At 60.5% G+C, this 20,271-nt stretch carries 16 protein-coding genes and 1 tRNA gene; 4 read left to right on the forward strand and 13 right to left on the reverse strand.

Annotated features, from left to right (window positions below; genetic code table 11):
• Positions 1-87: 87 nt before the first annotated feature.
• Genes ACN28Q_RS01515 through ssuD form a run of 3 tightly spaced genes read right to left on the reverse strand, consistent with a single transcriptional unit; the run spans position 88 to position 3,817 of the window.
• Positions 88-1,524: an FAD/NAD(P)-binding protein gene (locus ACN28Q_RS01515; RefSeq protein ID WP_095844717.1), complete on the reverse strand. Its 1,437-nt coding sequence runs from the start codon at positions 1,522-1,524 to the stop codon at positions 88-90.
• Entirely contained in the window at positions 1,517-2,620 is a 1,104-nt protein-coding gene (gene sfnG, locus ACN28Q_RS01520) for a dimethylsulfone monooxygenase SfnG (RefSeq protein WP_095844718.1), read from the reverse strand. The genes ACN28Q_RS01515 and sfnG overlap by 8 nt, the downstream gene beginning before the upstream one ends.
• Positions 2,621-2,644: 24 nt before the next feature.
• Complete coding sequence (ssuD, locus tag ACN28Q_RS01525; RefSeq protein WP_095844719.1) at positions 2,645-3,817, reverse strand: FMNH2-dependent alkanesulfonate monooxygenase; 1,173 nt, start codon at positions 3,815-3,817, stop codon at positions 2,645-2,647.
• 285 nt (positions 3,818-4,102) lie between these two features.
• Here ssuD and ACN28Q_RS01530 point away from each other — a divergent pair, with 285 nt between their 5' ends.
• The gene (locus ACN28Q_RS01530; protein WP_095844720.1) at positions 4,103-6,013 is read left to right on the forward strand and encodes an aliphatic sulfonate ABC transporter substrate-binding protein; all 1,911 of its coding nucleotides are present in this window, start codon (positions 4,103-4,105) and stop codon (positions 6,011-6,013) included.
• An 85-nt stretch (positions 6,014-6,098) separates the two neighbouring features.
• Here the strand turns inward: ACN28Q_RS01530 and alkB are convergent, their stop codons facing one another.
• From alkB to citC, 10 genes are all read right to left on the reverse strand, one after another.
• Positions 6,099-6,746 carry a DNA oxidative demethylase AlkB gene (alkB, locus tag ACN28Q_RS01535; protein ID WP_095848867.1) on the reverse strand — a complete coding sequence of 216 codons (648 nt, stop codon included), beginning with the start codon at positions 6,744-6,746 and terminating at the stop codon, positions 6,099-6,101.
• Between the two features lie 90 nt (positions 6,747-6,836).
• A complete protein-coding gene (locus ACN28Q_RS01540) occupies positions 6,837-7,532 on the reverse strand; it encodes a 4'-phosphopantetheinyl transferase family protein (protein ID WP_095844721.1) in 696 nt (231 codons plus the stop codon).
• 107 nt (positions 7,533-7,639) lie between these two features.
• Positions 7,640-8,866 carry a bifunctional glucose-1-phosphatase/inositol phosphatase gene (gene agp, locus ACN28Q_RS01545; protein WP_095844722.1) on the reverse strand — a complete coding sequence of 409 codons (1,227 nt, stop codon included), beginning with the start codon at positions 8,864-8,866 and terminating at the stop codon, positions 7,640-7,642.
• A gap of 150 nt (positions 8,867-9,016) precedes the next feature.
• Positions 9,017-10,480, reverse strand: a complete 1,464-nt coding sequence (locus ACN28Q_RS01550; RefSeq protein ID WP_095844723.1) for an anion permease — start codon at positions 10,478-10,480, stop codon at positions 9,017-9,019.
• A gap of 25 nt (positions 10,481-10,505) precedes the next feature.
• Positions 10,506-11,402 carry a triphosphoribosyl-dephospho-CoA synthase CitG gene (citG, locus tag ACN28Q_RS01555; protein ID WP_095844724.1) on the reverse strand — a complete coding sequence of 299 codons (897 nt, stop codon included), beginning with the start codon at positions 11,400-11,402 and terminating at the stop codon, positions 10,506-10,508.
• Positions 11,380-11,928, reverse strand: coding sequence for a citrate lyase holo-[acyl-carrier protein] synthase (gene citX / locus ACN28Q_RS01560; protein WP_095844725.1), 549 nt, complete (start codon positions 11,926-11,928; stop codon positions 11,380-11,382). Before citX ends, citG begins: the two co-directional genes overlap by 23 nt.
• A gap of 2 nt (positions 11,929-11,930) precedes the next feature.
• Entirely contained in the window at positions 11,931-13,436 is a 1,506-nt protein-coding gene (citF, locus tag ACN28Q_RS01565) for a citrate lyase subunit alpha (RefSeq protein WP_095844726.1), read from the reverse strand.
• A complete protein-coding gene (citE, locus tag ACN28Q_RS01570; RefSeq protein WP_095844727.1) occupies positions 13,433-14,353 on the reverse strand; it encodes a citrate (pro-3S)-lyase subunit beta in 921 nt (306 codons plus the stop codon). Before citE ends, citF begins: the two co-directional genes overlap by 4 nt.
• On the reverse strand, positions 14,337-14,645 hold the full coding sequence (citD, locus tag ACN28Q_RS01575; protein WP_095844728.1) for a citrate lyase acyl carrier protein: 309 nt from the start codon (positions 14,643-14,645) through the stop codon (positions 14,337-14,339). Before citD ends, citE begins: the two co-directional genes overlap by 17 nt.
• Positions 14,645-15,715 carry a [citrate (pro-3S)-lyase] ligase gene (gene citC, locus ACN28Q_RS01580; RefSeq protein ID WP_095844729.1) on the reverse strand — a complete coding sequence of 357 codons (1,071 nt, stop codon included), beginning with the start codon at positions 15,713-15,715 and terminating at the stop codon, positions 14,645-14,647. Before citC ends, citD begins: the two co-directional genes overlap by 1 nt.
• Positions 15,716-16,032: 317 nt before the next feature.
• On the opposite strand from citC, the gene dpiA reads away from it, so the two are divergent.
• The 3 genes from dpiA to ACN28Q_RS01595 all read left to right on the forward strand — a co-directional run bounded on the left by dpiA (position 16,033) and on the right by ACN28Q_RS01595 (position 20,195).
• Positions 16,033-16,719, forward strand: a complete 687-nt coding sequence (dpiA, locus tag ACN28Q_RS01585) for a two-component response regulator DpiA (protein WP_095844730.1) — start codon at positions 16,033-16,035, stop codon at positions 16,717-16,719.
• A 201-nt stretch (positions 16,720-16,920) separates the two neighbouring features.
• The gene (locus ACN28Q_RS01590; RefSeq protein WP_095844731.1) at positions 16,921-20,007 is read left to right on the forward strand and encodes a beta-galactosidase; all 3,087 of its coding nucleotides are present in this window, start codon (positions 16,921-16,923) and stop codon (positions 20,005-20,007) included.
• 112 nt (positions 20,008-20,119) lie between these two features.
• A tRNA-Asn gene (locus ACN28Q_RS01595) sits at positions 20,120-20,195 on the forward strand.
• The last annotated feature ends 76 nt before the right edge of the window (positions 20,196-20,271 follow it).

Raw genomic sequence — 20,271 nt, forward strand, 5'->3', positions numbered from 1 at the left:
CCGGGGCCAAGCCCGGCAGGCTTATCGCAATTATCTCGTTATCTATTGGGGTATGGGGCCGGCAGAGCCGTGCAGGCAAAGCCCGGCCTAATCCGTATTCAGCATCAAAGGGGGACATCGCGCCGCCGCGGGGGATGCGGCCAACAGCGTGGCCAATAGCTGGCTAGCGACGGCCTGTGCGTGATCGGCCACCTGCGGCAGGCCCATCAGCTCGCCAAAGCGCCCACGTGCGGCTGGCCCCACCACCCGCAGGCGCGGGTTGGCGTTACCGTCGGCGCCCAGCGCCGCCGAATCGGCGTTCACCAGAATGCCCAGCCCGAGCGAATCAGCCTGTAGCGCGCCGCTGGCGGCCAGTTGCTGCAACAGCGGCTGACTCTCCAGCAACCCGGCATGCGCCGGGCCGGTCGTGACGATCAGTCGATCCACCGTGACGGCTTCCTGCGTGCCGTCACGCCGCGCCAACCGCAGCGCCAGGGTATCGCCCTGGCTCTCGGCCGCCTGCAAACGGGCGGCGATCACCCGCAACTCACCGCGCTGGCGTTTTTCATCCAGCACCTGGTGCACCTGGGGGGCGATACGGTAGCGGTGTACATCCCACCAACTGCGCAAATGGCGCAGGAAGCGCCGCTGTTCGGTCTGCGGCAACTGCTGCCACAGCCGTTGACCATTGGCGCGAACATCGTCCAACACCGCTTGCCAGGGCACCTGCTGGCACGCGGCCGCTGCCACGGCCTGGCGCACGCGGCCCAGCCAGTAGCGCAACGAGCCGGGGTTGTCCCCCTCGTAATCCAGCGGCCAAGGGGCATACTCGCCGGTGACGTTCGGCCGCGGCAATAGCCCACGGCGCGAGAACGCCAGCAGCGGCCCGCGGTGCCCTTGGGCATGCAGCATGGCCACGGCGTCCGCCATGGTCAGCCCAGTGCCCATGATCGCCACGCGTTCCATTGCCCCCACCTGCGCGAAAGCGCCGGCCTGCCAGGGGTTGGCGATCAGCGCCGGATGCCGGGCCAGTTCACCGGCCAATAAGCCAGGCAGCGCCGGCGGCGGATGGCTCACCGCCAGTGCTACCGCATCCGCGCGAAAACGTGCGCCATTGGCGGTTGTTACCACGCCGTCCACCAACGCCACGGCGCGATCGCGTACATGCCGTAGCTGCGCCGGGCCATGCTGCGCGGCTTCGGCAAACCTGGCGGCGATATAGCGGCCAAACGCGCCGCGCTGTGGGTACACCTGCCCGTCAATCCATTGCGCGGCGCGATCTTGCTCAAACTCGGGCTGCCGGCGATACCAGCGGTCAAAATCCCCCGCCTCATCGCCAGACAATTGCATGCGTACGGCCGGCACATTGATGCGGTGCGCCGGCTCGGTGGTGGAATAAGCCACACCCTGCGCCAGTTGCGCGCGCGGCTCAATCACCGTAACCCGCAACGGCGCGCTGGCCTGGCGCGCCAAATGGATCGCCAGCGCGGTACCGCTAAAGCCGCCGCCGATGATCACCACGTGCGGGATCTGTGGTTCAGCCATGGGTCAACTCCGGCGTTTGCTGCCGCTCCAGTTCGCGCACCAGCGGGATGATTTCCCGGCCGAAATACTCCACCTCTTCCTGGAAGTGCAGGAAACCAAGCAGCATCAGATCCACACCGGCCTGTTTATAGGCGATAATACGTTCAGCAATCTGCTGCGGGGTGCCGATCAGGTTGGTTTTAAAACCGTCGTTGTATTGCACCAGGTCTTCGAACGTAGATTGCGCCCAGTTGCCCTGTTTCTCCGGTGACGCATTGCCGGCGTTCTGCACTTCGTGGTGGAAGCCTTTTACCGCCTCCGGATCGGCCTGTTGCAGAATATCCTGCAACACCGCCTTGGCCTGCTGTTCACTGTCGCGGGCAATCACAAAGCCGTTAACGCCGATCCGCACCTGGTGCTGGTTGGCCGCCGCCTTGTGCTGAATATCCGCCACCTGTTCGCGGATGCCTTCCACCGTATTGCCGTTGGTGAAGTACCAGTCGGAAACGCGCGCCGCCATATCGCGGGCCGCGCGGGAACTGCCGCCCTGGAAGATCTCCGGCAGCGGATCGAGCGGTTTGGGCTTTAACGAATAGTCGCGGAAACGGTAAAAATCGCCAGCGAAGGTAAAGCTCGGCTCACGCCAGATCCCCTGCAGGCAGCGGATAAATTCTTCAGAACGCAGATAACGCTCTTCGTGATCCAGCCACGGCTCGCCCACCGCCTTGAACTCCCCGCGGAACCAACCGCTGACGATGTTCACCGCGATGCGCGCATCCGAAAGGTGGCTGATGGTGGCGATCTGTTTCGCCGCAAGCGTCGGGTTCCACGGGCCAGGCAACAGTGCGGCGATCACTTTCAGGCGCTCGGTGGCCGCGAGCAAATCCTGTGAAAACGACACCGATTCATGCTGGTTGTCAGCGCCATAGCCCGCCGTAAAACGGATCTGCGTCAGGGCATAATCAAACCCGGCGCGTTCGGCAATCTGCGCCAGCTTGCGGTTGTAATGCTGATCCCAGTGGGTGCGCTGGGGGATTTTGCTGACCACCAGCCCACCGGATACGTTAGGAACCCAGTAGGCAAATTGAATCGGTTGGCGTGCTTGTTGTGACGTCATGGCGACCTCCGGTTGCTGTTGGATTTAGCTGGCGCTAGCCGCTTTGCCTGGGCGACGATCGCCGCCGATGGTTTCGCCAAACGGGCCGGTATTCACCGTATTGGCGCCGTAGCCTGCCGGGTGCGCCAGCGGCAACAGCGGCATCACCAGTTCGGCAAAGCGATGGGCTTCTTCCAGATGCGGGTACCCGGAGAAGATAAAGTTAGTGATACCGAGCGCTTGGTATTCGCGAATGCGTTCGGCCACCTGCTGTGGGTTGCCAACCAGCGCGGTGCCGGCGCCGCCGCGCACCAGCCCAACGCCGGCCCACAGGTTTGGCCCAATGCGCAGGCCGTCGCGCGAACCGCCGTGCAGCGCGCTCATGCGTTGTTGGCCGGTGGAATCCATACGCGAGAAAATCTTCTGTGCGGCGGCGATGGTGTCGTCATCCAGGTGGGCGATCAGTCGATCGGCCGCAGCCCAGGCCTCCTCTTCGGTTTCACGCACAATCACGTGCAGGCGAATACCGTAATCCAGGCGGCGCCCGGCCTGTTCGGCACGCTGGCGCACCACCGCCAGTTTTTCCGCCACCAGATCCACCGGCTCCCCCCAGGTGAGATAGGTGTCAATCTGTTGCGCCGCGATGTCGATGGCCTCTGGCGACGAGCCGCCGAAATAGAGCGGCGGCCCATTTTCCTGCACCGGAGGGAACAGCACCTCGGCACCTTCAACATGAATATGCTCGCCGATGAAATCGACCTTTTCACCCGCCAACAGGCGCTGATACACCTGCAGGAATTCCTGGGTGACGGCATAACGCTCGGCATGGCTAAGGAAAATGCCGTCGCCCTTGTTTTCCACCGGATCGCCGCCGGTGACCACATTGATCAGCAAGCGCCCTTCCGACAGGCGATCCAGCGTGGCCGCCATGCGCGCAGCCAGGCTTGGCGGCTGCAAGCCTGGGCGCACCGCCACCAGAAAACGCAGGCGCCGGGTCAACGGCGCCAGCGCTGCCGCCACCAACCAGGAGTCCTCACAGCTTTTGCCGGTAGGGATTAGCACACCGTAATAGCCCAGGTTGTCGGCGGCCAGCGCCACCTGTTGCAGATAAGCCAAATCAACCGGCCGGCCCCCTTTCGCGGTGCCCAGATAGCGGCCATCGCCATGGGTGGGCAAAAACCAGAAGACGTTGATATTTTCCTGTTTGGCGTCACTCATTATGCGTTTCCTATATAACTATTATCAGTTTTTATCTATAGAAAGATATCGTTTGGTTATAAACCTGTTAGCAGAATGCGTGCCAATGTGCAAAAAGGTTAAATACATTAATTATCAATTAATTAGATAAATCCGCGTTAGACAATACTGCTGCAAATGCAACAGTTGCTGTGGGCACAACGTTGCAAATGCAACACAGCGGCGCCTGGGCCCTATCGTCACCCTGCCGCCGCCACGCTAAGATAGCGGCGTTTGCCACGCCACTGGGAAGACCGGAGTAACCCCATGCATAATCCACAGCCTTACGCTTCTGACAGCCCGATCCTGATTGACCCGGCCTCCATCGCGTTCCAGAGCGTGCTGGACCGCCTGGCGCCCACGGACGCCACGGTGCTGATCATCGGGGAAACCGGCACCGGTAAAGAAGTGGTGGCGCGCTATCTGCACCATAACAGCCCGCGCCGGCACCAACCTTTCCTGGCGGTGAACTGCGGCGCGCTGACCGAAAGCCTGGCGGAAGCTGAACTGTTCGGCCACGAAAAAGGCGCCTTTACCGGCGCCACGCAAACGCACCAGGGTTGGTTCGAAGCGGCCGAAGGGGGCACGCTGTTGCTTGATGAGATCGGCGAATTGAGCCTGCAATTGCAGGTGAAACTGCTGCGCGTGCTGCAGGAACGGGAAATTACCCGCGTCGGCTCACGCAAGGCGATCAAGGTGGACGTTCGGGTGATCGCCGCTACCCATGTCGATCTGGCCAACGCGATCCGTGAGCGCCAGTTCCGCGAAGATCTCTACTACCGGCTCAACGTGGCGGCTGTGACACTGCCGCCGCTGCGCCAGCGGCGGGATGACATCCCGGTGTTGGCCAACCACTTCCTTTCGCTGTATGCGCGGCGCTTGGGGCGCCCACAGTTGAAGCTGGCGCCGGAAACGCTGCAGGCCTTGCTGGATTATCACTGGCCCGGCAATGTGCGCGAACTGGAAAACACGCTGCATAACGCGGTGCTATTGAGCAAAGAGCCGTTGATTCGCCCGCAGCAACTGCGGTTGACGCAAAACCTGCAGGAAGGCGGCGCCTTTGGCGATGACGCGCTGGAAACCTTTTTGCGCCAGCAGTTACAGGCCAACACGCCGCAGCTGTACCAGCGGGTTATCGATTCGTTGGTGCGCAGCGCCTTTGAAGCCAGCGCCGGTAACCAGATGCAGGCGGCCGCCCTGCTCGGCATTAGCCGCAACACGCTGCGCACCCATTTGGCGCATCAGGGGCTGATTAAGGGCCGGCGGCGTGAAGCGCAGGCCATCAGCCGGCTGCCGGGCGCACAGGCTACGACGCTGGAACGGGAGATCCGCATTGGCTACCAGAAATTCGGCAATCTGGGCATCCTCAAGGCGCGGCAAAGCCTGGAGCAACAGTTCGCCAATCAGCAAATCAGCATTTTGTGGAGCGAGTTCCCCGCCGGGCCGCAGTTGCTGCATGCGTTGAACAACGATGAAATTGATTTTGGCACCACCGGCGAGGTGCCGCCGCTGTTTGCCCAGGCGCAGAGCAACACCATGGTGTATGTGGCCTATGAACCACCGGCGCCGCAAAGCGTGGCGATGGTGGTGACCAACGACAGCCCGATCCACAGCGCGGCCGATCTGCGCGGCAAACGTATTGCGGTAAACAAAGGATCGAACGTCCACTACCTGCTGCTGCAAATACTTGATGAGCATGGGCTAAGCAGCAGTGATGTGCGCATTGTCTATGCGCCGCCCAAATATCCGCTGGCCGCCACCGATCATCTGGCGGTTGATGCCTGGATGATGTGGGATCCGCTGCTCAGCGATGCCCAGCGCTCCGGCACCATGCGCGTGATCGCCGACGGCAGCCAGCGCGTGCTGAACCAACAGTTTTATCTGGCGCGGCGCGACTTTGCACAGCACAGCGGCGATCTGCTGCGGCAGATTATCGAAGCGCTGCAAAGCACCGGGCGATACATCGCCGCGCAGCCCGAAGAGGCGGCGCGTTATCTCTCCAGCGAATTGGGATTGCCACCGGCGTCACTGGCGCAAGCGCTGGCGCGCCGCAACCATGAAACCCGGGGGATGGATTGGCAAGTGATCCGTGAACAGCAGGTCATCGCTGATCGTTTCTATGCGCTCGGCCTGCTGCCGAGGGCGATTAACGTGCGTGAGGCCGTGTGGCAGTTGTAGCGAATGCCGTGCCGCTACGCCAAGCCATAGTGCACCACCCGTTGGCCCTGCTTCATTTTTACCGCGCTGATATAAGAGCCCCGGCTCAAAGCGCCTTGCGCAACGTAATGTTGATGCGGTGCGGTCCCACCAGGGAATGGTAGCCTTCCTTGATCGGCTGAATGCCGTGAAAGTTCAGCCGCGAAGGCCCGCCCCACACCACCACGTCGCCGTGCGCCAACGGGATACGTTGCGCCCTGTCGCTGCGCTGCAAGCCGCCGAATAAAAACACCGCTGGCAACCCGAGCGACACAGAAACAATCGGCGCGTTGAAATCGCGCTCGTCCTTATCCTGATGCAGCGACAATTTGCTGCCCGGATCGTAGCGGTTCATCAGGCAGGAATCCGGCACGTAATGACCAAACCCGGCCTGCAATGCGGCTTCATCCGCCAGCGCCATCAGGATGGCCGGGATCGGCGGCCACTGTTTGCCGCTACGGGAATCACGTTCTGAATAGCGGTAGCCGCGGCTGTCGCTGCTCCAGCCGTTGCCGCACCAGCTCATCGCCACCGACATGGTATAGCCGCCCGGCGTGGTCATATGGCGCCACGGCACCTTCGCCACCACGCTGTGCACCGCCGCCAGCAGCTCGGGGCCGTGTTCACGCACGAAGCCGTGCAGCACCACGGCGCCGGGGGCAATCTCTTCGCGCCACGGCGGCGGCAAGGCATCTTCAAAAAGATCGATGGTCATCATCAATACCTGTTTATTTAAACAGTAGTTATTGTAGCCATCGTTCACGGTTTGTCCAGTCATGACCAAACAACCGTATTATTTATTGATTTATAAGTAAATAAATGTAGTTACGTTGTCACCATCAATAAAAAAGTGCCCGGTGAAGCGCCGCCCGGCAAGGCAGTGCGCGGTCAGCGTCTCCAACAGCTCAAGTTCAAAGCGCTGCCCGGCGCAATCGAGCGCCACCAGCCGGGCGGCGTGGAAATCAAAATAGCGGCGCACCTGCGGGTACAGCGCTTTGAACAGACTTTCCTTGGCGGAAAATACCAGCGTCAGCAACGCATTGAAGGCCATGGGCTGCTCACAAAGCCAGGCATACTCCGCGCCCCCAACGATGCCTTCCCACAGCGCTTCGGCCCGTTCGGGCGCCAGCAGCGTTTCCACATCCAGCCCCACGCCGCCTAACCCCGGCTCGTGATGCGCGGCGCACAACGCGGTATCGCTATTGTGGCTCAACGCCCCGGCGACGCCCGGCGGCCAGATCGGCGCCCGATCGTCGCCGCGCGCCACAATGACCCCATCATGCCCCAGCGCCGCCAGCACCTGGCGCGCCAGGTGGCGCCCGGCCAGAAATTCGGCGCGGCGCTTTGGCACCGTCGGGGTGAGATGTTCGGGAAACGGGATCGCCGCAGCGCTAAACAAGGCATCCTGATAACGGTGAAGCTCAAAACGGCAGCGGCCGATGCGCCCCGGGTAGCCGCCAATGGCAAGCCATTCAATAGGTGTCAGAAATTCAGAGAGCACGTAACGTCCAATATGGGTTGGCAATCAGGAAAGTGTATAGGATTGGCCGGCCTTGCCGCCAGCGCGGAAATGTTCAGCCAACGCGGCCTTCCCTGGCCGCAGGCTGATTACAGCCGTTCACGCATCAATTTTTCAAAATCTTGCCACGGGCAAAAACCGTTTTGATCCGCCGGGCAGCCTTCAATCGCCAGCGTAACGCGCTGTGGCGGGTTGGCCAGCGTCAGCACATCCGTATTGCGCAACTGCTCGGTGGAGGGGTAAACGTATTCCACCTTCAGCCAGTCCTGCCCTTTTTCAGCGTCATGCCAGCGCTGGAATACCACTTTGCCGCCGATCGGGGTTTTCTCGTACTGCTGCGGCAATTGGTAAGGTTTGAACTTCAACGCCGACAGCAGCGAAGCGATGTTGGAATCATGGCCGACCAATACGGTCAGTTTGGCGCTGGCTGCGCCAGGCTCCACCAGCGCTTTATTGATGTAGCGCAGTAGCGGCTTAGCCACGTTTTGCGCCACCACCGCCGGCGTGAAGAGCACGTCCTGATAGCCTTCCTTCAACTGGGTTAACTGCTGCCACTGCTGCGGCGTGGTGATCTTGCCCCAGGCCACATCCTGTAACGGAAGCCCTTGGTAATACTGCAGCATAAAGGCATCCACCAGCGAGTTACCCACCCGCAACGGCCCGGCGACGCCCGGCTCTTTGCCCGGCACTGCGCTCATCACGTTATCGCCTTTCGCCAGATCGCATTGTTTATCCGTTTTGCAGGCGGCGGAATCACGGTAGTGGATCAGTTCGGCCAACTGTTGGTAAGCCGGGGTGAGCTGCAACGCCGCCAGCCGGGCATGCATGGCAGCCAGCGCCTGGCGATTAAATTCAGGGCTGCTATCGGTGATGATCGGGTTGAAGGCCGGATCCATCTCCCCCAACGGTTCGCGGTGATGAACGGCCACGTCACAACCGGGGAAGGCGCCGTTAGTGAAAAACTGCGCGGTGGCAACCGTGCGTTGCAGGCTGTTGGCATAGACATAAACGCTGCCCTTATCCGGGCACCCCTGCTGGGGCAGCAAGCCGGCCTGCTGCAGCCAGGCGTTGAAGTAGTGCCCCATATACACTTCCAACACCCCGCCTTTGGTGGTCAGAAAGCCGCCCGGCGTTTCCCATTGCGGCCAGGCGAGCGGCGTGGCCTGCGCCAGCACGCTGCCGTTATTGGCCAACGGTGCCCGCAGGTTGTGCCGGCTCACGACCAGCACCTGCTGCAACTGGTAGCCATTGGGGACCGCCAGCACCGTGCCGCTGAACAGTAACGGCAAACACAACGATAAAACTTTCGCTCTCATACCCTTATCTCCTTGAATCGGGTGACATCACAGGTTAACGCATATCGCTTTGGGGAATAGCCTACTATGGCAAGAAATCACGAAGGAAAAGTGACAGGGTTCACTTTATCGGAATGAGAAACGGCCCGGAACCGGGCCGCTGAATCAGGATTAATACCACAGGCTGATAATCGGCCAGCCCACCAGCAGCAACGCCGCGATATAGACCACGCCGAGAATACCGCCCAGGCGCCAATAGTCTTTCGACTTCACGTAGCCGCAGCCATAGATGATCACCCCCGGGCCGGTGGCATACGGCGTGAGCACGCCCATGATGCCGATCGACAGCACCAACAGAATGGCAAGCTGTTCCATCGGCACGCCGGGCAACCCTTTCCCCACGGCCAGGATCACCGGCAGCAAGGTGGCGGTGTGTGCCGACAGGCTGGCGAACAGGTAGTGCGCGAAGTAAAACACCAGCACCAACGCCGCCACGGTCATTTTGGGTGAAAAGCCATCCAGGTGCGTGCTCATGGTGCCGGCGAACCAGTCGATAAAGCCAGAACGCGTCAGGCCGTTGGCCATCACCACCAGCGTTGCCAGGTTCACCAGGGTATTCCAGGCGCTGGAGTATTTGGTGATGTCCTTCCAGGAAACCACGTGCAGCGCCAACATTAACGACACCGCCAACAGGCAGACGGTGGTGGCATCCAGCACCGAGCCGCCAAACACCCACAGGCACAGGCTAAGCAGCACCAGGCCGATCAAGGTGCGTTCTTTGGTGCTTAAGGCGCCCATTTCACTCAACGCCACCTTGGCCCAGGCGGCCACTTCGCTGCTGTGTGTGACGCCTGGTTTGTACAGGTAATAAGAGAGCAGCGGCGCGACAATCAACAGCAACAGGCCCACCGGCAGAAAGGCCAGGAACCATTGCATCCAACTGATATGAATGCCGGCTATCTTGCTGACAAACTCGATGCCCAACACGTTGGGCGCAGCACCGGTAACAAACATTGAGGAACTGATGCTGGTGCCCACGATCATCATCCACATCAGGTAGCTGCCGATACGGCGGGCGGAAGGATCGTTCGGGAAGGAATCGAACAGCGGCGGCAGGTTTTTCACCACCGGGAACACGGTGCCGCCGGTGCGTGCGGTGTTAGACGGGGTAAACGGCGCCAGCAGGATATCGATAATCACCACGGCATAGCCGAGCGTCAGGGTGCGCTTGCCCATAAACTTCACCAGAAACAGCGCAATCCGCCGCCCCAGCCCGGTGGCCTCGTAGCCCAGCGCGAAGATGAACGCCCCGAACACCAACCAAACGGTGGTGCTGGAAAAACCGGCCAGCCCCCATTTGAGCGCTTCTTTGCCGGCGTTAAAACTGGGGTTGGCCAATTCATTGGCGCCGAACAAGACCCAATCAGCGCTGAGCACGCTGACGGTGACGGCGATAAAGCTGATCGCCGTCGCCGGGATCGGCTCCAGGATCATGCCGACAATCATGGCGACGAAAATAGCGAAATAATGCCAGGCTTGCGGCGGCATCCCGTCGGGCACAGGGATCAATAACAGGATGGCGAGCACCGCAAGCGGCGCAATCGCTTTCCAGATCTTTTCTTGAACTTCAGACATGGGTACTCTCCTAAAAACTACGTTATTATTCTTTTGCTTCCAATCGCGGGAGTTGCGCCAGCAGCCAGGTCATTATCAGTAGATCGGCGCTGCCGCCGGGGCTGAGGTTGCGCGCGATGCAGGCCGCATCAAACTGCCGAAGCCGTTCTATCCCGTGCTCCGCGCCGGCGCCCCCCTGCGCCAGCAAATCAGCGGCGTGATCTTGCAGCCAAAGCAGCGCCTCTACCCCACCGCGGGCGGCGACGTTGGTATCGCCGTTATGCGCCATCAGCCACAGCAGGCTGTCCAACAGCGCGATCTGCTCGCCGCAGCCGCTGCGGAGCCGTTGATGAAAAAGCGGCAACGCGCCGTTAATCACCAGCGGAAACCCCGCTTCCGCTTCACCGCGCGCGCCGCTCATACCGTGGGCGCTAAACAGCCGTTGCCCAGCGGTTTTCCCACGGTTGTTGCACTGGAGTTCACGCGCCACCAGCCCACGGCACATCGCCGCCACTTCGCCGCCCAGGGTTTGGGCGCTGATGGGCCGCTGTTGCTGCTGCAAACGGCCAAAGGCGCTGCACAGCAGCCCCAGTGAAAACACGCTGCCTTTATGGGTATTGATGCCGCCGGTAGCGCGAAACATGTGGCTTTCGCAGGCCATGCCCAGCGGGCGAATGCGGGCCAGCAGCGCCGTGGCCGGCAGTGCGGCATCTTCGCGCCCTTGGTTGATGAAACGCGGCAACCAGATGCCGATCGCCCTGGCGCTGCGGTAGAAATGGCCAATATCCATATCACGGTGTGCGCCGTTGTTGGCACGGTCCACCAGCCCGGGTTTGGGCGTGAGGTTGACCTCAACCAGCAGCGCCCGAAAGGCGGCGCGGGCAAACGGGTTGGCGGGTGGCGGCTGGTAACGCGGCCGGCTAGCGGGTTGCAAGCGCATCATTGAGTAACCTCTCCATTTCAGCCAGCAGTTCATCCGTACTGTGCGAGCGCTGGCGGGCGCACAGCTTGGCCGGTTGAGCGCACAGCAGGCAGCGCCGCGCCGGCAGGCCGATATCGGCCCGCGACAAGATCGTCCCCTCTGGGGTCAACACGTCGATATCCCACAGGCGGCCGATCGGCTGCCGCACTTCCAACTGCATGGCGCAATCCTTGACCCGCAACGCATCGGCGTTGATTGCCAGGTAGCCCTCACTACCGGTGGGCAGCGCCAGGGTTTCCGCCTGCGGACATGGCCAGCCTTGCTGCCGGCACAACTGCAACAACGCCTGCCAGCCCAGATTGAATATGCGCCGCGACAATGGGGTATCTTTCATCGCCCCGGGCATGACCAGCGTCAGCACCAACAATGTGGTGTGATGGCGAGCCAACCATGCCTGCTGCCGAGCCTGCCGGCATTCACGGCTGGTAAGCAGTTCCGGCAGCAAAACGGTGCGGTTGGCCGCCAATTCTGGCGCGACGGCATGCATGGCTATTCCGCCACCTGGTGCACCACGTCGATCACCGAGCCATCGCGGTAGCGCACCACGGCGACTACGTTGTCGGTAAAGGCAATCGGCTCCGGCTCGCCGGTGAGCAACAGCGCCCGTTGGTACAGCCATTCGATACTGACCACGTTCAGCCCGCCATCGCGCAGGCGCTGCGCCAGCTCCGGCCGCGCCGGGTTAACGGCAATACCGTGATCGGTAACCAAAATGTCGATACTGGCGCCCGGCGTCACGCAGGTGGTGACCTCTTCGACCAGCGTTGGGATACGCCCGCGCACCAGTGGTGCAACGATAATCGCCAATCGCGCGGCGGCGGCGGTGTCGCAGTGGCCGCCCGAGGCACCGCGGATCACACCATCGGAGCCGGTCAGCACGTTCACGTTGAAGCCGGTGTCGATTTCAAGCGCACTGAGCACCACCACATCCAGACGATCGACCGCGGCGCCTTTCGAACTGACGTTGGCGTACTGATTCGCGCTGATTTCAATATGGTTTGGGTTGCGCGCCAGCGAGGTAGCGGCGGCGCGATCGAAACTCTGCACATCCAGCAGCTTGCCGATCAGCCCTTTTTCATGCAGCGCCACCATGGTGGACGTAATGCCGCCCAACGCGAAGGCCGCGTGCACGCCGCGCGCGCGCATTTTGTCTTCCAGGAAGCGCGTCACCGCCAGCGAGGCGCCGCCGGTGCCGGTTTGCAGCGAGAAACCGGCGGTAAAGTAACCGGAAGCAGCAATCACTTCCGCCGCGCGGCGGGCGATCAACAGCTCGCGCGGGTTAGAGGTCATGCGCGTGGCGTCGGCCCCAATCTTGTCGGCATCGCCCACGTGTTCCAGTTGCACGATCAGATCCACCTGGTCCTGCATCAGGCTGGCGGGATGATGCGGGTAAGGCACGATGGCTTCGGTCAGCAGCACCACTTTATCGGCGCTTTCGGCATCGACGCGTGCGTAACCCAGCGAGCCGCAGCAGGCCTCGCCGCTGTAACCATTGGCGTTGCCGAATTCGTCACAGCTCGGCACCCCAAGAAAGGCAACGTCTATTTTCAACTCACCGGACGTGATCAGGTTGACCCGGCCGCCGTGGGAGTGGATCTGCACCGGTTGTTTCAACAAGCCGCGCGAAATCTCTTCCGCCAGCGGGCCTCGCAGGCCGGAGGTATAAATACGGCTCACCACCCCGTGGCGGATGTGTTCCACCAACGGCGCATGGCAATCGCTGAGCGAGCTGGATGCCAGCGTCAGGTTGCGGAACCCCATCTCGGCAATCGCTGCCATCACCTGGTTCAACGTCAGATCGCCGCCGCGGAAAGCATGGTGGAAGGAAATGGTCATACCGTCTTGCAGGCCGCTGCGGCGGATGGCTTCCTGCAGCGAATCGCAGCGTTTGATGCCGCGCGGTTTCGCCGCCTGTAGATTGGCCTTTGAGGCTTCCTGATACAGCCGGACATCGGCGTTGTTGTTCCAGTTTGCCAGGCGTTGTTGCTGTTTCATTGGGCCTCCTCCGTGTGGTTGGTTTCTTCACGCACCCCGGAAAGGGCCGCGCGTTCCAGCACCAGCCGCGCACGTTCAATAACCGGGCTATCCACCATTTTGCCGTTCAGCGATACCACGCCGCGCCCTTCTTTCTCGGCCGCTTCGGCGGCGTCCACCACCCGCTGCGCATGCGCCACTTCTTTCGCGGTTGGTGCATACAGGTTGTGCAATAGCTCAATCTGGCGCGGGTTGATCAGCGATTTGCCATCAAAGCCCAACTGTTTGATCAACTGGGCTTCCTGCAGAAAGCCGGCTTCGTTATTCGCATCGGAATAGACGGTATCGAAAGCCTGAATACCGGCGGCGCGCGCCGCCTGTAGCAGCGAGCAGCGGGCAAACAGCAGTTCCACGCCGCCGGGCGAGCGCTCGGTGCGCAGATTACGCACGTAGTCTTCCGCCCCCAGCGCAATACCGATCAGGCGCGGCGAGGCATGGGCGATCGCAATCGCGTTGGTGATGCCGGCGGCGGACTCTATCGCCGCCAACAGGCCGGTGCTGCCCAGCGGACGGCCGCACGCTTTTTCGATGGCGGCGATTTCCCGCTCCATGTCGATCACATCCTGGGCGCTGTCGGTTTTCGGCAGGCGCACGATATCCGCCCCGCCGCGCACCACGGCCTGCAGATCGTCCAGGCCATAGGCCGAATCCAGCGCATTCACGCGCACGATGGTTTCCACTTCCTGGTACAGCGGGTGCTGCAAGGCGTGATAAACCAGCCGGCGGGCGGCGTCTTTTTCACGCAGGATCACCGAGTCTTCCAGATCGAACATCAGCGAGTCGGCCTGGTAGATAAAGGAATTGCTGACCATTGCGGCATTGGCGCCGGGCACGAACAGCATGCTGCGGCGCATGCGCTGTTTATTCAGCGTTTTCATTTTTCGCCTCCCATGGCAGTTGGCCGGCTTCGCTGGCTCGCATCAACGCGGTTTCCAGCCGGGCGCGCAGTACGCAGTCCAGCGCACCTTTGTCATCGACGATCACCTGTACCGGCTCCACGCCGTACTGTTGCAACACCTGTAACAGCGTGCGGCGGATCGCGGCGCCAAACTGTTTCTCCACGCTGCTGGCAATCAGCAGATCGTGTTCCTGGCCTTCTGCCGGCGCGATACGCACCATGACATCACTGGATTCCAGCGTGCCGGCCACTGCTTCTCTGATTATTTTCATCATTCACCTGATTGTGCAGATTCAAATTTTTGCGGTGCGGGTTTGGCTTGGCGCAGTGCCAGCAAACGCCGCAGATAATGTTCAGTCGCCGCCGGCACCAGCGGCGCGATGGCATCGATATCGCCGCTGACCAACAGCTTGCGTACCCAGGAGGCGGAGATCGCCACGCCCGCATGTTGCAAACGTTCTATTTCCACCAAGGTGATCGGTGGGCTGGGCAGCGTTGGCGTTTCCAGCCAGTAGCGCATATCGCGGTTGTATTTGGCGGTCACTTCGCAAAACGGTTCGGTGCCCACAAAACGGTGGGTGATACCCAGCGCCGGCGCCAGATACTGCCGGAAGATTTTCAGATCGATCTCGGTGTAGCAGTCATCGGCAATGCCCTGATCCTTAATGAAATAGCAGGGAAACGTGGCGCGCGAGATAATGTATTGCGAGCCTTCATGCACCGTGAGGTTGGCGATACCGCGCGTCCCTTCCAGCACCAGATCGCGCCGGTCTGCATACGGGAAGCGGGAATTGTCTTCACGCACCAGGAACAGATGCAACCAATCGCAACTGGCCGCGGCCTGCTGCACCAAATACTGATGGCCGCGGGTGAAAGGGTTGGCGTTCATCACGATGCTGCCGATTTTTCCCCCCGGGCGGCGCAGCGTGGCCAACTTGGCGGCGTAGCGCCGCAGGCGGCATGGGCTGTTTTCCATCAGCACCACAATCCCCGGCACGCTGACGATGGGATAAAACCCGCACTGCCGGAATAAATGTTCGTTTTGCGTTTTGGTGTAGATAAACAATTTGGTGTGATGGCGCTCATAGGCCAGATTCACCAGCTCCGTCGCCAGCGTCAGCGCCAACCCTTCGCCCCGTAACGCCGGGCTGATGGCGACACATTTGATAATGTTGTCGGCAATGCCGCCACAGGCGACCAATTTATCGTTCTGCGTCACGGTAATAAATATTTCGACCGTGGTATCTATATTCAGGTCATTATTACGCAGGAACGCTTTTATCTCTGAAATAGCCTTATGGTCCGAACGTTTTACCCGATTAAATACGGTATCGCCCAACATGGTTCACTCTCTGAGTAACTAAAAGATAACATTTAAAATACACCAACCCAGAGCAAACAACATAAAAACACAACATAACAGTTTGAAAAGGATAGATTAAAATACGCACATCGCCAGGCGGTGTATTGAGTTGCACCAGAATAGACAAAAAACGAAGACGATTATTGACCTATTTCACAAACCCACCGACGTCAATAAGTTATTTAATGGTTTTTATTTACTTAATTATTTTTATCGAGTTTATTATCGTGATATCATTCAATTCATTAACAATTGGATGTACATTTGGTTAGCATGAGCACATTGCAGGAGGGATGATGGAATGGCTTAATATTTTGATCGTGGAAGATGAAACGCCGTTGGCGGAGATGCACGCGGAATTCATCAAGCAAAACGGCGGCTGCCGGCAAGTGTGGCTGGCGGGCAACTTGGCGCAGGCACGCGCCATGACCGCACGCTTCAAGCCGGATCTGATCCTGCTGGATAACTTCCTCCCCGATGGCCAGGGCATTGAACTGTTGCGCGAATTAGCGCTCAGCGGCTATGGCGGCGGCATCGTTTTTATTACCGCGGCCAGCGATATGGATACCGTGGCCGAAGCGCTGCGCTACGGCGTGTTTGATTACCTGATCAAGCCCCTGGCTTACGATCGCCTAACGCAGACGCTACAGCGTTTCAGCCAGCGCCACCTGGCGCTGAAAGACAAAGAACGTTTTAACCAGCGCCAGATTGATGAAATGTTCAACACCTATGCCCGCCATGAGCAACAACTGGCGCTGCCGGTCGGCATTGATGAACTGACGCTGATCAAAGTGCGTGAACTGTTCGCCGATCCGACCACCCGCCACACCGCAGAAAGCGTGGCGCGGGAAACCGGCATCAGCCGCACCACCGCCCGGCGCTATCTGGAGTTTTGCGCCAGCAACCACCTGCTCAGTGCCGAGATCATCTACGGCAAAGTCGGCCGCCCGCAGCGTATTTATCACGCCCCCGCCAAGGAGTAACGCCCTTGCTGCGCCACCCGCCCTGGTTGCGGGAAGCCGGCGTGGAATAGCAGCCAGCGCTCTATTTGGGCTGGCGATCCCAACTGGGAATATCAGTCTGTGATCGCGTTCATTTTCCTGTGCAACCCACCTTTACAAACATCAGGGCTGAAGCGATGCTGGCGCAAATTATGCGCCAATGGCACCGTTAATGAGGCTCCCATGCAGTGTGACTCTTCGCCCCTGATGCAAATCCTCGCCCGCCAGGACTGGCAAAACCCGGCCTGCACGTCTTACCGCCGCCTGGCGGCGCATCCCCCGTTTGCCAGTTGGCGCGATCCGGACGCAGCCCGCCACGACGCTGCCAGCCCAAGCCGGCGCCTGTTAAACGGCAACTGGCGTTTTAGCTACTTTCCCCGCCCGCAAGCGGTGCCGGAAAGCTGGTTGCAGCAGGATCTGGCCGGCGCCGATTCGATTGCCGTTCCCGGCAACTGGCAGCTCGCCGGCTTCGATGCGCCCATTTATACCAACGTAAAATATCCGATCCCGCTTAACCCGCCGTGGGTGCCGCAGGATAACCCGACCGGCTGCTATTCCCGTACCTTCACCGTCGACGAAGCCTGGCTGGCCGCCGGGCAAACGCGCATTATCTTCGACGGCGTGAATTCGGCGTTTTACCTCTGGTGCAACGGCCACTGGGCCGGCTATTCACAGGACAGCCGCCTGCCGGCGGAGTTCGATCTCACCCCTTACCTGCACGCTGGCGAGAACCGCCTGGCGGTGATGGTGCTGCGCTGGTGCGACGGCAGCTATCTGGAAGATCAGGACATGTGGCGCATGAGCGGTATTTTCCGCGATGTCAGCCTGCTGCATAAGCCCGCTTGCCACCTGAGTGATATTCGCATCAGTACACCGCTGTATGACGGTTTCCAGCGCGCGGAGCTGGTTGTCGAGGTGCAGGCGCAGCAGCCGGCTGGCCACCAGGTGCAGGTGCAGCTATGGCGCGATGATACGCAGCTAGCGGCATTGACGCAGCCCTTCGGCAGCGAGGTGATTGATGAACGCGGGGCCTATCACGACCGCGCCACGCTGCGCCTGGCGGTAGACGCCCCCTTGCTGTGGAGCGCCGAAACGCCACATCTGTACCGTGCGGTGGTTGCCCTGCTAAGTGCTGACGGGCAGGTGGTGGAAGCGGAAGCCTACGACGTGGGGTTCCGCCAGATCGCAATCCGCAACGGCCTGTTGACGCTAAACGGCCAGCCGCTGTTGATCCGTGGCGTCAATCGCCATGAGCACCACGCGGAACATGGCCAGGTGATGGATGAAGCCACCATGCGCCACGATATTCTGCTGATGAAGCAGCACAATTTTAACGCCGTGCGCTGCTCGCACTACCCGAATCACCCGTTGTGGTACAAGCTGTGCGATCGCTATGGGCTGTACGTGGTGGACGAAGCCAACATTGAAACCCACGGCATGCAGCCGATGGGCCGCCTGGCGGACGATCCGCAGTGGCTGCCGGCAATGAGCGAACGCGTGACGCGCATGGTGCAGCGCGATCGCAACCATCCTTGCATCATCATTTGGTCATTGGGTAACGAATCCGGCCATGGCGCAAACCATGATGCGCTCTATCAATGGGTGAAAAGCCAGGATCCGAGCCGCCCGGTGCAATATGAAGGCGGCGGCGCCAATAGCACCGCCACGGATATTGTGTGCCCGATGTATGCCCGCGTCGATCAGGATCAGCCCTTCCCTGCCGTGCCCAAGTGGTCGCTTAGTAAGTGGATCGGCCTGCCGGGAGAAAACCGCCCGTTAATCCTGTGCGAATACGCCCATGCCATGGGCAATAGCCTGGGCGGTTTTGCCCGTTATTGGCAGGCCTTTCGCAAATATCCACGCTTGCAGGGCGGCTTTGTTTGGGACTGGGTTGACCAGGCGCTGACGCGCCATGATGAAAACGGCAATGCTTATTGGGCCTATGGCGGCGACTTTGGCGATAAACCTAACGATCGCCAGTTTTGCCTTAACGGGCTGGTGTTCCCCGATCGCACGCCGCACCCGGCGCTGTTCGAAGCGCAGCGCGCCCAGCAGTTTTTCCAGTTCACGCTTGATCCCCAACGGTTGGCGCTTAGCGTCACCAGCGAATACCTGTTCCGCACTACCGACAACGAGCAGTTGAGGTGGTGTATTGAGCTTGACGGCGAACAGCGCGCCAGCGGCGTTATCGAACTCAGCCTGCCCCCACGAGGCAGCGCCACATTTATTCTGCTGGAGCGCATGCCCGTTATCCCACGCCCTGGCGAGCTATGGCTGAAGGTTGAAGTGGTGCAGCCGCACGCCACAATGTGGGCGGAAGCCAATCACCGCTGTGCCTGGGATCAATGGCCGTTGCCGCGCCCGCTGCTGACCACGCCAGCCGAACCCGTCGGCGAGGTGCCGCAATGGCTGCAGAACGACCACGAGATCGCCATAGCCTACGGCAATCAACGCTGGCAGTTTGAGCGCGCCAGCGGCCAGTTGGCACAGTGGTGGCAGGATGATCAACCACTGTTGCAGACGCCGCTGCATGACTGCTTTATCCGCGCGCCGCTGGATAACGATATCGGCATCAGCGAAGTGGAGCGTATCGATCCCAACGCCTGGGTTGAACGTTGGAAGCAGGCCGGCCTGTATCAACTGGAAACCTGCTGTACCCATTTGCAGGCGGACACGCTGGCCGATGGCGTGCGCGTGGTCAGCGAGCATACTTTCAGCGTTACCGGGCAAACGCTGCTACAAAGCCGGAAGCAGTGGCTGTTCGATAGCCACGGTACGGTAACGGTCAGCGTTGATGTTGAATGCGCCACCTGCCTGCCGCCGCTGGCGAGGATCGGCCTGTGCGCCCAACTCGCGCAGGTGCAGCTACAGGTGCAGTGGCTGGGGCTGGGCCCACACGAAAACTACCCCGACCGTAAGCTGGCGGCGCAGTTTGGCCTGTGGCGGCTGCCGTTAGCGCAGTTGCATACGCCTTATATCTTCCCCGGTGAAAACGGGCTGCGTTGCGATACCCGGCGCCTGCAGTATGGCACCTGGCAAATCAGCGGGCGTTTCCACTTTTCGCTTAGCCGCTACAGCCTGCGCCAACTCATGGCCTGCAGCCACCAGCACCTGCTGCAGGAGGAAGACGGCGTATGGCTGCATGTGGATGGTTACCACATGGGCGTTGGCGGCGACGACTCATGGAGCCCAAGCGTCCATCCGGATGACCTGCTGCCCCCCGGCCATTACCACTATCAGCTGCAGTTCCGGCAGGTGAACAAGGGGTAAATCTGCCAAAACTCAACGGATTGCACATTCTGCAAGCAAACAATCGCAGAATGTGCAATCCCCCTTTGACATGCCCACAGTAGCCCGCTATGATTCCCGCCGTTCACACAATTCCTCTGTAGTTCAGTCGGTAGAACGGCGGACTGTTAATCCGTATGTCACTGGTTCGAGTCCAGTCAGAGGAGCCAATTTCTTGTTTTCATGCCTCTTTGCGAATTCTTATGTGATTCAGATTCAATAAGTTAGCGTGAAAAATCTTCCCGA

The organism is Gibbsiella quercinecans, from assembly GCF_002291425.1.
Classification (GTDB): domain Bacteria; phylum Pseudomonadota; class Gammaproteobacteria; order Enterobacterales; family Enterobacteriaceae; genus Gibbsiella; species Gibbsiella quercinecans.

Excerpts from the sequence above, each read along its gene's own strand:
- ACN28Q_RS01515 (WP_095844717.1), bottom strand. The coding sequence starts at position 1,524 with ATGGCTGAACCACAGATCCCGCACGTGGTGATCATCGGCGGCGGCTTT.
- sfnG (WP_095844718.1), bottom strand. The coding sequence starts at position 2,620 with ATGACGTCACAACAAGCACGCCAACCGATTCAATTTGCCTACTGGGTT.
- ssuD (WP_095844719.1), bottom strand. The coding sequence starts at position 3,817 with ATGAGTGACGCCAAACAGGAAAATATCAACGTCTTCTGGTTTTTGCCC.
- ACN28Q_RS01530 (WP_095844720.1), top strand. The coding sequence starts at position 4,103 with ATGCATAATCCACAGCCTTACGCTTCTGACAGCCCGATCCTGATTGAC.
- alkB (WP_095848867.1), bottom strand. The coding sequence starts at position 6,746 with ATGACCATCGATCTTTTTGAAGATGCCTTGCCGCCGCCGTGGCGCGAA.
- agp (WP_095844722.1), bottom strand. The coding sequence starts at position 8,866 with ATGAGAGCGAAAGTTTTATCGTTGTGTTTGCCGTTACTGTTCAGCGGC.
- ACN28Q_RS01550 (WP_095844723.1), bottom strand. The coding sequence starts at position 10,480 with ATGTCTGAAGTTCAAGAAAAGATCTGGAAAGCGATTGCGCCGCTTGCG.
- citG (WP_095844724.1), bottom strand. The coding sequence starts at position 11,402 with ATGATGCGCTTGCAACCCGCTAGCCGGCCGCGTTACCAGCCGCCACCC.
- citX (WP_095844725.1), bottom strand. The coding sequence starts at position 11,928 with ATGCATGCCGTCGCGCCAGAATTGGCGGCCAACCGCACCGTTTTGCTG.
- citF (WP_095844726.1), bottom strand. The coding sequence starts at position 13,436 with ATGAAACAGCAACAACGCCTGGCAAACTGGAACAACAACGCCGATGTC.
- citE (WP_095844727.1), bottom strand. The coding sequence starts at position 14,353 with ATGAAAACGCTGAATAAACAGCGCATGCGCCGCAGCATGCTGTTCGTG.
- citD (WP_095844728.1), bottom strand. The coding sequence starts at position 14,645 with ATGAAAATAATCAGAGAAGCAGTGGCCGGCACGCTGGAATCCAGTGAT.
- citC (WP_095844729.1), bottom strand. The coding sequence starts at position 15,715 with ATGTTGGGCGATACCGTATTTAATCGGGTAAAACGTTCGGACCATAAG.
- dpiA (WP_095844730.1), top strand. The coding sequence starts at position 16,033 with ATGGAATGGCTTAATATTTTGATCGTGGAAGATGAAACGCCGTTGGCG.
- ACN28Q_RS01590 (WP_095844731.1), top strand. The coding sequence starts at position 16,921 with ATGCAGTGTGACTCTTCGCCCCTGATGCAAATCCTCGCCCGCCAGGAC.